Source organism: Silvibacterium sp. (assembly GCF_047605705.1).
Taxonomy (GTDB): Bacteria; Acidobacteriota; Terriglobia; order Terriglobales; family Acidobacteriaceae; genus Silvibacterium.
The window spans coordinates 21,385-32,494 of record NZ_JASGFD010000052.1; the positions used below are offsets into that span (position 1 = coordinate 21,385).

11 protein-coding genes are annotated in these 11,110 nt (G+C 63.4%); 4 read left to right on the forward strand and 7 right to left on the reverse strand.

Annotated features, from left to right (window positions below; translation table 11 throughout):
- The first annotated feature begins 41 nt into the window (after positions 1-41).
- The 4 genes from QM649_RS16355 (at position 42) to QM649_RS16370 (ending at position 3,250) form a co-directional block, all read left to right on the forward strand.
- On the forward strand, positions 42-275 hold the full coding sequence (locus QM649_RS16355; RefSeq protein ID WP_415200130.1) for a DNA gyrase inhibitor YacG: 234 nt from the start codon (positions 42-44) through the stop codon (positions 273-275).
- Between the two features lie 54 nt (positions 276-329).
- A complete protein-coding gene (locus QM649_RS16360) occupies positions 330-824 on the forward strand; it encodes a phosphatidylglycerophosphatase A (protein ID WP_415200131.1) in 495 nt (164 codons plus the stop codon).
- 70 nt (positions 825-894) lie between these two features.
- Positions 895-1,950, forward strand: a complete 1,056-nt coding sequence (locus tag QM649_RS16365) for a gluconolaconase (protein ID WP_415200132.1) — start codon at positions 895-897, stop codon at positions 1,948-1,950.
- 55 nt (positions 1,951-2,005) lie between these two features.
- Positions 2,006-3,250: a competence/damage-inducible protein A gene (locus tag QM649_RS16370; protein WP_415200133.1), complete on the forward strand. Its 1,245-nt coding sequence runs from the start codon at positions 2,006-2,008 to the stop codon at positions 3,248-3,250.
- 17 nt (positions 3,251-3,267) lie between these two features.
- On the opposite strand, the gene QM649_RS16375 is transcribed toward QM649_RS16370, so the two are convergent.
- The 7 genes from QM649_RS16375 to QM649_RS16405 form a co-directional block, all read right to left on the reverse strand.
- A complete protein-coding gene (locus QM649_RS16375; protein ID WP_415200134.1) occupies positions 3,268-5,466 on the reverse strand; it encodes a tetratricopeptide repeat protein in 2,199 nt (732 codons plus the stop codon).
- Complete coding sequence (locus tag QM649_RS16380) at positions 5,463-6,044, reverse strand: redoxin domain-containing protein (RefSeq protein ID WP_415200135.1); 582 nt, start codon at positions 6,042-6,044, stop codon at positions 5,463-5,465. The genes QM649_RS16375 and QM649_RS16380 overlap by 4 nt, the downstream gene beginning before the upstream one ends.
- Before the next feature lie 714 nt (positions 6,045-6,758).
- Positions 6,759-7,856: a DUF5700 domain-containing putative Zn-dependent protease gene (locus tag QM649_RS16385; protein ID WP_415200136.1), complete on the reverse strand. Its 1,098-nt coding sequence runs from the start codon at positions 7,854-7,856 to the stop codon at positions 6,759-6,761.
- 20 nt (positions 7,857-7,876) lie between these two features.
- Positions 7,877-8,503, reverse strand: a complete 627-nt coding sequence (locus QM649_RS16390; RefSeq protein ID WP_415200137.1) for a DinB family protein — start codon at positions 8,501-8,503, stop codon at positions 7,877-7,879.
- Positions 8,504-8,544: 41 nt separating this feature from the next.
- On the reverse strand, positions 8,545-9,225 hold the full coding sequence (locus tag QM649_RS16395) for a TetR/AcrR family transcriptional regulator (protein WP_415200138.1): 681 nt from the start codon (positions 9,223-9,225) through the stop codon (positions 8,545-8,547).
- An 11-nt stretch (positions 9,226-9,236) separates the two neighbouring features.
- Positions 9,237-10,118 (reverse strand): MBL fold metallo-hydrolase, encoded by an 882-nt coding sequence (locus QM649_RS16400; RefSeq protein ID WP_415200139.1) that lies wholly within the window; start codon positions 10,116-10,118, stop codon positions 9,237-9,239.
- 47 nt (positions 10,119-10,165) lie between these two features.
- Positions 10,166-11,110: TolC family protein (locus QM649_RS16405; RefSeq protein WP_415200140.1), on the reverse strand; the 945-nt coding region annotated here is incomplete at its 5' end.

Genomic DNA, 11,110 nt, shown 5'->3' on the forward strand with positions numbered 1-11,110 from the left:
GCATCTGGCAATCGGGTGCCCGTTCCGGTTACACATACGAAATGGCACAGAAGAATCAGACATTACGCTGCCCAACCTGCCGCACGCTGGTGACGGCCACGGACGAGAATTTTCCTTTCTGCAGCGACCGCTGCCGCCTCATTGACCTGGGTAAATGGTCGAGCGGAGCATACCGCATCTCGTCGCCGATTCTCGACCCCGATGTACTGGAAGGCCTTGAGAATCAGCCCCGGCGCCGGGACGATGACGACGAAGATGTATTCCGCACCCACTGAACCAAAAGCACCGAGGTAAGAGCCCCGAGGTAAGAGAAAGACATGCACATAGGTATGCCGCAGCGCAGAGTGCGTTGGGGAAAGACAACTTGGGCGTGGCTGACGGCCACCTTCTTCGGCATCGGTCTGCTTCCGGGCGGACCCGGCACCTGGGCCTCGGTGGCCACGGTACTCCTCTGGACCTTCAGCATGCGCGCCCTGCATCCGGCCGCGGCGACGCAGATGCTCTGGACCGCAGCGGCAGCCGTTGTGGTCACCCTGATCGGAATTCCGGCATCGGACATAGTAGCGCGCGAGAGCGGACGGGAAGACCCGGGACACGTCGTGATCGACGAGGTGGCCGGGCAGTTGATCGCGCTCATCGTCTCGCCGGCGCTCTGGCTTCATGTCGCGGTAGCGCTGCTGCTGTTTCGCTTTTTCGATATCACCAAGCCCGCCCCGGCGCGGCAGCTGGAGAGGCTGCACGGGGGCGTGGGTATCATGATGGATGATGTGGCCGCGGGCATTTATGCCCTGCTGGTGAGCCTCCTGATCCATCATCGTTGGTAGGTAGGGCACCGCTGGTAGGGCACTGGCGGCAGGTTTGCACAACCGATAGAGCTGGGAGTTTCTGTTGAGTATGGCACCACTGATCAAGACCGACTTCGGGGGCGCACCGCGGATCGAATCCGTGCAGCCGGATGTGGCATTGCCGGGTGGCGAGGTAGAAGTCCACGGCGCGAATCTTGGCCCTGTCTCCATCGCGGGAGCATCGTGGCGACAGCCGGTGGCGATGCTGGGTGAGTTGGCAGCCCCGGTGCTGATGAGCCGCAGCCGTCGCCTGGTGTTGCGTGTTCCCGAAGAGTCCGAAAGCGGCAAGCTGCGTATCCTGCAGAACGGCGCGCAGAGCAACCAGGTGGACCTGGCGGTAGCTTCGCTGATCGCCACCGGCGTGCACGCGGTCGCGAGTCCCGCCGTCGATGAAGACGGCAACATCTATGTGACGCTCTCCGGCTCTCGCGGGCAGGAGACACCGGTCTCGGTTTATCGCGTGGAGCAGGATGGCGAGATGCGCCCATTTCTCTCCGGCATCATGAATGCCACGGGACTCACCATGGGCCCGGACGGTTATTTGTATGTCTCGTCGCGGAACGAGGGCACCGTCTATCGCGTGACCCACGCAGGCGCGGCCTCGGTTTATGCCGAGGGCATGGGCGTGGCGACCGGGCTGGCCTTCGACGCGGACGGCAATCTCTATGTAGGCGATCGCAGCGGAACGATCTTCAAGATCGCCCCGGACCGCCAGATCTTTGTCTTCGCCACGCTTGAGCCCAGTGTCTCGGCCTACCATCTCGCGTTTGGCATCGACGGCACCCTTTATGTGGCCGGACCGACCACTTCGACGAACGATGCGGTGTATGCCATCGATCAGAACGGCGCGACCAGCGTTCTCCAGCGCGGGCTGGGGCGGCCGCAGGGGCTGGCCGTGGATGTCGCCGGAGTCGTGTACGTGGCCGGATCCTATGGTGGTCGCCACGGCGTGGTGCGCATCATGCCTGGCGAGGAGCCATCGCTCGTCGTCTCAGGTTCAGGCATCGTGGGCTTTACCTTTGTACCCGGAGGCAGCGCGCTCGTGGCCACCGGCAGCTCCGTTTATCATGTACCGTTGGGTATCGAAGGATGGCGTGTCGCCTAATCCTTCTTCCTGCATACGAACAGGTTTTATTACCTTCGAGGCTGACCAGAGCTCAATGAACGCGGAGATCGTCGCTATTGGTTCCGAGCTTCTGACGCCTTGGCGCCAGGACACCAATTCTCTTTACGTCACCGAGAAGCTCAACCTGCTCGGTGTGAACGTCGCCTTCAAGACCATTGTCGGCGACCGGCAAAAACACCTGGTGGAGGCGATCCGCAACGCGCTCCGGCGCACGGACATCATCGTCATCATGGGTGGCCTCGGTCCGACCGAGGATGACCTGACACGCGAGTCGGTCGCCGAAGCCCTGAAGATTCCTCTCAAGCGAAATCCCGACCTGATCGCCGAGCTCTACACGCGCTTCGCGGCGCGGCGGCAGACGATCACCCGCAACAACGAAAAGCAGGCCGACACGCTCGATGGCGCGATCATCCTCGAGAACCCGCGCGGTACCGCGCCGGGGCAGATGCTGGACACGATTTACGGAGAGCACCGCAAGCTGGTCTTCCTGCTGCCCGGGCCTCCGTCCGAGCTCAAGCCGATGGTCGACGAGCAGTGCCTGCCGCGCCTCCGCGAGCTTCTGCCCGTCCGGCACATCGCCACGCGCGTGCTCAAGGCGGCGATGATCGGCGAATCGGCAGCGGATGCGCGGATTGCGCCGATTTACCAGCAGTTCAAGGATGTGGAGACGACCATCCTCGCGCACCTGGGCGACATTCAGCTGAACCTGATCTGCGGCAAGTCGATCCTCGAGGCCGCGCAGGCGCGTGTGGATGAGCTGGCCGGGCGCATCGAGGAAGAGCTCGAGGAGCTGATTTATTCCTCGCAGGGCGAGACGCTGGAGCAGATCGTCCTCTTCCATCTCGAGATGCGCGGCGCGACGTTGTCTGTCGCGGAGAGCTGCACCGGCGGACTCATCTCGCAGCGGCTGACCAGCATTGGCGGATCGTCGCGCTCGTTCATGGGTGGCGCGGTGGTCTATTCGAACGAGCTGAAGACGCAGTTCGCAGGCGTGCCCGCGGATCTGATCGCGCGTCATGGCGCGGTGAGCAGGGAAGTCGCGACGGCGCTGGCCGAGGGCATCCGTGCGCAGTGCGGTACCTCGCATGGCCTGGGGGTGACCGGCATCGCAGGTCCCGGCGGCGGGACGGAAGAGAAGCCGGTGGGCCTGGTCTACTTTGCCGTGGCCGATGCCGAAGGCACTGAGGTGCTCGAGAAGCGCTTCACCGGCGACCGCAATCGGATCCGGCAGTACGCGGCACAGCAGGCGCTGGACCTCGTTCGCCGTCGCCTGATTTAGCTGTTCGGCTGCGCTTTTTACTGTTTCAGCCGATCCAGGTTCGCACGCGCCTGCGCATGATTCGGTTCGAGCTTCAGCGCAGTGAGAAAGTCCTGCCTCGCCTGCGCCTTGTCTCCGGCGCGGGCTTCGAGAACCCCGAGATTATTCCAGCCGTCCGCATCCTCCGCGGTGAGATGCAGGGCGGACTTCTGCTCGGCGATCGCTGACATTAGATCGCCGCTTGCATCGAGCGCCTGCGCAAGCGTGCTGTGCAGCTGGGCCTGTGCGGCAGGATCTTCTGCAAGCGCGAGTGCGGAGCGCAATTGGCGGATGGCCTCCGTCATCTGGCCCGATTGCGCATAGGCGGCGGCAAGATGCTCCTCCGCGTCGATATCCGCAGGCGTCATGGAGACGGCTTCGCGGAGCCGCGGCAGCGCATGCGTGGTGTCTCCCTCGCCAAGGTCGAGGCTGCCCAGCGTGTAGAGGGCGAGGAAGTCGTGGGCATCGAGCGCGAGCGCCTGTTCGCACTCCGCGCGCGCAGGCTGGGGCTGGCCGTTGTTCATGAGCACGGCGCAGAGGCCGCTGTGTGCGGCGGCATCGTCGGGGCAGGAGGCAAGCGTGTCGCGGAAGGCCTTTTCCGCCTCGCCGGATTGACCGTGGTGAGCTTCGAGATTCGCAAGGTTGTAGCGGGCATCGCAATCGGCAGGGTGTGATGCGGTGAGCTGTGTGAAGAGCTGCCGTGCCTGCTGCCAGTCGCCCGAGGCAGCGAGCGCCGAGCCTAAGCCATTCTCGGCACGAGTATCGTCCGGATGCGCTTCAAGTACGCGACGCCAGGCCGCGATGGCCTCCGGATAGCGCGCCTGCCCTTGCAACGCCGAGGCCAGGTTATAGAGCGCAATGGCATCGTGCGGATCCTTCTCGAGCTTGGAGCGCATCCATGCCTCTTCGAGGATGAGGCGCGGGTCGGGTGTGTTTGCGGGAATATTGACCGGCAGCACCTGCAGCCAGAGGTGCGCCATCTCGTCCTCGGAGCGGTTGCCCGCGCGCACGCGGATGGGCGGCGAGTGTGGATTGCGGATATTCGCCATCGAGTTGTCATAGACGTAGTGCATGTGGACGAACGTGCCCTTCGGCAGCCGCACCGGCTCGCGATAGCGATAGACCGATTGCCGATCGATGTCCCAATCGTCGATGCGGATGAGCCAGAGGCGCTGGCCGTTGGGCAGCATGGCCCAGGCCTCCAGCTGTTTGCCGAGATAATGCGCGTGTGGATAGATGCCCAGCAGGTCGACGTCGATGGGCAGGCGGAGCTGGTCTTCGACAACGAAGTTCGCCGCGCCTGCCGGAATATCGAGGGCGCCGTCGCGCTCAAGCTGCAGCAGCATCGGCTGGTGCGTGGGCGGCTTGTCCGTAAAGTAGAGGCCGATCTGCGCGGTGATCGTCTCCGCTTTGCCCGACGGCTTGAGGTGCATGTTCAGGATGAGATCGTTGCCGGGATCGAGCCGCCAGGGCATGCCATCCGGCTCGACGAGCACGGGCGTGTCGGGCTTCCAGAAGAGGAAGTGGCTGTCGGGATCGAAGCTGTTACCAGCATCGACCTCGATCTCCATGCCCGGAACGCCATCCCGCCATGCGTCCGGATGCGTGCGCCGGAACGACGCGGTGCGATCGATGAGGACGTTCGCGTGATGCACGATCTCCGCAGCGCCGGGGCGAATCTCCATCGCGCGGATATAGTGGCCCTCTTTCAGCGGATACGGCAGCACGAAGTTGCGGAAGACATCCGTACCCGATGCAGACAGCGTGAAGGGGCGCTCGATGGTGAGGATGAGGTCAGGTTTGCCGTATTGCCACGTGGGGTTGAACTGTGGCGCAGGCGGAGCGAGCGCAGCATCGCCCTGCGGCATGCCGGACTCCATCCATCGGCGAAGCTGGGCGAGATCGTGATCGGATAATCGCCGCTGATCGGCAAAGTCACCGAAGCCGGGCTCAGGGAGCCAGGGCGGCATGTAGCGCGACTGGGTGACGGTGACAATCTGCCGGCCCCAGCGCCGTGCGTCCTCGTAGGTAAGCAGGGAAAACGGACCACCGCCGCCCGGATGGTGGCAGGTAGAGCAGTTCTGGTTCAGGATTGGCGCGATGTCGCTGGCCCAGGTTGGCGCATGCTGAGTCTGCGCATGCAGCACGGAGATGAAGAGCAGCAGCGCGGCGAGCAGTGGAATGCGGCGTGGCTTCATCGCGGAGACAGGCCTTGGGCAGGAATGATCGTACATCCAATCGCGGGACCGCCCGCGGGTTGCGGCTGCCGCCCCTCGAGCAACGCGCGGATCGCATCCTCGAGATCGTGGTGGAACGCCTGCGGGCGCTCGTGTCCGAAGGAGAGATAGCGGTCGTCGATGCGGCCATGCCACAGCTCACGCAGGCCACTTCCGTTCGGGCGAAAAACAGCGGCTTCGGGGGTCACGTGGATGTGAGCCAGCTTCACGAGGGTTTGCGCCGCATCGAGCGCCGTCGGCAGATGCACGTCGAACTGTGCCTGCTGCCGGCGCACGACGCCGGCTGTATCTCCCGGATTCGGATAGACAAGCCAGAGCCGGACACCTTTCGTCTCATGTTGCGCAGCCAGCTGTGCCAGCTCGGGCAGGTAGCGGTTCGAGATGGGGCAATCCGAGGCAACGAAGACGAGCACCACCACGCGAGTGCCGGACGGCGCGAGACTCTGGATGGGCTGGCCGTCGAGGCCAGTCGCCGTCAATGACTGGGCAAAGACAGCCGGAGCGAGAAGCATCCATGCGGCGAGGAGCAGGCGGAACATAGGAGAGCAGTGCGGCGACCATTGTCGGCGCGCAGGCCGGTATTTGGCTAGGGGGATATTTCCATCCCAGGTCTCAGAATCGAGACCTGGGGCACCCAGATTGAATCTTTGTCATTCCGACCGGAACGAGCGCAGTGGAGGAACCAGCAATCCTCTCCTCATGCTCGAGAGCTTTCCGATGTCGGCGAAACCGCAAGTCCCCTCTACTCCGGTTGAGATGAGAATTAATCCGTAAATAAATATAAATAAATCGCCTGATATCGGCGCTCGATCTGTACGAGCCCTGCACGGCTACGCGAATCATGGCCGCGATTCGCTCGAGAAAAAGTCAGCGCAACATGATGCGCTGACCTTTTATTCTCGCGAGGATGCCTATTAGCCGGAGCCGCTGGCGGAGGCTGGGCGAGGACCAACACTGGACTACTCTTTATCCACCGCACATCATAAAAAGCTACCAAGATTAGTCGCGAGCCTTGCCGGGGCGTTCTTCGCAGCATGATTTCATGCACGCAATGCTGGTGGCGGCTTTAGCAACTATGTTCAACATAGAAGCCCGTAGATTGGGCTATGACAGTAAGCGAACAAAGCCCTACTACTGCAATTGGAATCCGAGATTGGTTTACTCTGGCGGAAAATTCACTGCTCATTTCGACTAACTCATCTTGCTGAGTTAGTGGATGCTCAAAGGTTCATGGCACGCTCCATTCCATATTTCTATTGTCGATCGATGTCGCCGCATCCTTTCGAGATTTGTTTTGCCGCGAGAATGGTCTGAGCACCGAGTGCTGGATGGTCTTTATCCTGGCCGTACTTCGGCAGCTCGGTGTAGGTCGTGATGAACGCGCCGGGCGAGGTCTCGAGCAGCTTCGTCAGCCCCTCCGGGCCGTCCTGCGCAACGATGTCCCTGGCCATGACGTAGCCGATGTCGTAGAGGAGGCCGTGGCCGTAGAAGCCCACGGCATAGACATCGTCCAAGGGCATGGGGTGCGGCGCATTGAGAGCGCTCACGGACATCTCCAGTAGCGAAGCGCTAGTGCCGATGTGGTGCACGCCCTCGGTGATGTCTCCGAACTGCCTGCGGCCTGCCTCGGAGTGCGATTGCTCCAGCAGGGAGATGTCGCCGACATAGGTGGCCGAGCCCTCTTCATAGAGATTGGCCAGCAACTGGCGTGTCTTCACGCAGGCCTGCTCGGCCGCTTCCATGCCCTCGAGCGACGGCAGATCGGAAGGCACGCCGCGTTTGCCGGCATAGGTGCCCTGCACGGCGTGATACAGCTCATGCTCGGTGACATATTGCGCGTAAACGAACTCCTCGATGTTGCCGAGGTTGAGATAGAAGTCCTGGCCGCCGAAGGCGTAGCCGGTTCCGTCGCCACCGGCGATGATGTAGCCCGTGAGTGTGGCGTGCGCATCTGCCGGAGAGTAGGCGGCGATGCGTTTCTGGATCTGCTGCTGAAATGCCGTCGGGTCGGCGACGATCGCATGCAGGAGGGCTTGAATCTGCCTCGCCCGGGGCTTCACCTTATCGAAGAAGTACGACTCCTGCTGATCGTTGGCAGGCGGAAGAGCGTGCGCCCCATTATATAAAGCATCCGCGAAGTTCTGCGTGGTGGCATCGATCTTGAATTCGCGGTTCTTGCGGATGATGCCCTGGTTGCCGGGAAGGGCGGCGATCCGCAGGCTCTGCTCGTGCGTGAGCGAAGGGTTCTGCAGCGCATCGAGCACCGCGGATGCGGCACGGGAATCGACGTCTACCTTTACGCCAGCTGCCTGGGCCGAGGCTGACAGCGGCAATGCCAGTGCTAGAGACAAAGTGAAAACTGCAAATCGAATCACAGAGTGTCTTTCTTCTTACGGTGTCGGCTCTCAAACTTTGAGACGGCCCGCTCAAGCTGATGCAGGTGGCGTTCGGAGTGCAGCGGGATGTAGAGCAGCCACAGATAGGCGCTTAGCCCTCCCATGCCTCCATGCAGCCAGACGATCGCCTTCATGGGCCTTTCTTCACTGATTCTCAGCAAGCTCGAAAAGCGTCGGTAACTTTCCGCCAGAGACGGCTCGACCTCATCGGGGCTGAGGCCGCGGAAAGTCGAGGTGCGCGGGTTTGCCAGGGCCTTGCCGATCCTCGGCAGATAGCGCCTGAGCACCGCATCCTTGCCTGCGGTCTGCGCCTGCCAGTCTGGTGAGGGCCTGCCGTCGAGATGGGCCTGCACCTCAGCGAGGATCTCGTCTTCGACAAGCAGCGTGTGTTCGACGATCTGCGCCGGGGACCAGCTGGCCGGGCAAGGCTGCGCGCTCCAGTCCGCCGCCCCGGTCCGGCGGACGACGTCCGCAATCGTGGCGTGGACCTTGTGCAAGTGTTCAAGGAGCCACGCGCGTTCGTCGCCGCTGATCTTCGCTGCGTCGAGTGGCGCGTTGGCCGCGGGCATGCCCGTCACGCGATCGATCATCCATCTCGCCATATGCTCTCCTTGCTGATGATTCGAGCTGGTTATGTGGCTGGTCATCCGGCTTCGCGCTCCTCCAGCATCTCCTGGGTGGTCTTCAGCATGGCGTCCAGGAATCGCTCTACCACGCTCGGATCGAGACCATGCGGAGAGGATTTGAGCCCGATCTGCAAAGCATCGAGAAGCGCACCGGTGAGGCTGGCGGCTGTGGCTTTTCTCGTGAGGCCGTCCTGGCCATGCGCATCGGGGGTGCGCATGGCCTCTCCCGGAGACGAGGAAGGGTCGAGCGTGATGGAGATCTGCTTCGCCAGCGAGGGATGGCGCAACGCATACAGGCGGAATTCCATCATCAGCACAGCCGAGGAGAGTTCAGTGTCCGGCGCGGAGGTGGCGGAAGAGTTGGAATGTGTGCCATCGGCGTCGGGTGAAGCGGCCATTGCCTGAAGGCGGGCTGCCTGCCTGCGCATGTGCGTCTCGACCACGCAGATAAAAAGCTCTTCTTTGTTCTTGAACTGCGCATGGAAGGCGCCGCGAGTGCGGCCTGCATGCTTTGCAATGTCCGTCAGCGCCGCCCGTTCGAAGCCATCGCGCACGAAGATTTCTTCCGCTGCCTTGAGCAGCAGGGCTCGCGTCCGTGCGGCCCGGCGCTGCTGCCTGCGCGGGCCATCGGAGCGTTGCGCTGCTGCCGGCGGCTCTGTGCCTGGACGCGTATGCGAGGATGTCGAACGGTCTTCCATCACTGCTCTGCCTAAATGCCCTGATAGATCTGCCAGAGGAAGAGCTCGGCGGGGATAAAGCCGCGGCCCCATTTTGCGTCGAAGCGCTCCGTCGGTTTCTGCTCGAGCACGTCCTCGAACGCGAGCCCCGCGGCCTTCAGGTCGCCGACACGCGAGCGGACCGCGGTGAGCATGTCGTAAAAGTCGACAAGGTCCTGCCGGTTGCCGACCGGGCCGTGGCCGGGCACGACGAGCGTTCGCGGGCCGGCCAGGTCGAGGTTCTCCTTCGCTGCCGCGATCAGGCCGTCGATGCTGCCGCCGCCATCGAAGTCGACGAATGGGTAGATGTCGTGGAACCAGGTGTCGCCGGTGTGGAGCACGTCATGCTGCTCGAAGTGGATGGCGATGTCTCCATCAGTGTGGGCCGGACCGTATCGCTTCAGCAGAATGCTTTCGTCTTTCAGCTCGATGCGCATGCGATGGTTGAACGTGATGCCGGGCAGGGCCGGATAGGGCACGGCCGCTCGCACCAGGCGAAAGGCCGGAACCTGCTGCGTACGGTTCATCCGCATGCGGGTGTGGCTTTCGGCGACGATCTCGGCGCCCGTGTCGTGCAGCCATGCATTGCCATCAGTGTGGTCGAAGTGGAAGTGGCTGTTGATGAGCAGCCGGACGGGGTGTGGAGAGATGCGGGCCAGCGTGACCGCGATCTCGGGTCGCGAGATCGCGAAGCCGCTCTCGACCATGATTTTGCCTTCGCGATCGTTCAGCACGGCGATGTTCGCGCCCGATCCCGAGAGCACGGTGATGTCGTGCCGCAGCTCCTGAGTATCGATGCGGGCATGGAGGCCGGTCGCCATCATCTGCTCCGCCGTAAATGCGGCTTCGGGCGCGGAAAACTGTTGGACGCTCATCTCACTCTCCGGGACATGGTTCACGTGTTAAGGGAAACGTGGCAGCCTTACGGCTGCCAGCCTCCGCCGAGCGCGCGGTAGGAACCGACGGCGGCGCGTGCCGCGCCTTCGCGTGTGACGGCCAGCTCATCCCGGGCCACCAGCAGCTGGCGGTCAGCATCGAGCACATCGGTCAGGCCGATCACGCCGGCCTGGTAGGACTCCTGCGAGCGGTCGCGCACGCGCTGCAGTTCTTCGATCTCGCGCAGGATCTCGGCGCGGCGGTTTTCGGATTCGACGAGCAGTGTGAAGGCATCCTCCACATCCTCGGCCGCATGCAGCACGGAGCTGCGGTACTTCACCAGCGCTTCGGCGTTGGCGCCCCTGGCCATCTTCACCTCAGCATCCACACGGCCGAAGTCGAACAGGCGCCAGCGCAGCCCGGCGACACCGATCGGCTGAAAGCCCTGCTGCTCGAAGAGGTGCCCCGGCGCCAGCGCCTCCGAACCGACGATGCCGGAGAGCGAGAGCTTGGGGTAATACTCGGCGAGGGCCTGGCCGATGCGGGCATTCGAGGCCACGACCTCACGCTCGGCGGCGATGATGTCCGGTCGGCGACGCAGCAGGTCCATCGGGGCATCGGTGCTGGGGATGGCGGGCACCGCGGGGATGTCGGCGATATCCCTGAGCTCGGCCGCATAGGTACCGGGCTGCGCGCCCAGCAGCACATCCAGGCGGTTGAGCTGAGCCTCGAGCGCCGTATTCAGCAGCGGGATGGTTGCCCGGGCCTGCGAGAGCACGGCCTCGGCCTGCGCCAGTTCGCGGTCGGATGCGACCTCGGCATCCTTGCGCTGGCGGACCAAGTCGACGAGGTGCTGGTCGGTTTCGATCTGCTTTTGCGCGAAGCCGAGGCGGGCCTGCACGCCGCGAATCTGGATGTAGGCGTCGGCGGCCTCGGCGGCGACCGAGATGCGGGTGCCGGTGCGGGCGGCGGCCGCAGCCTGGGCCTCGGC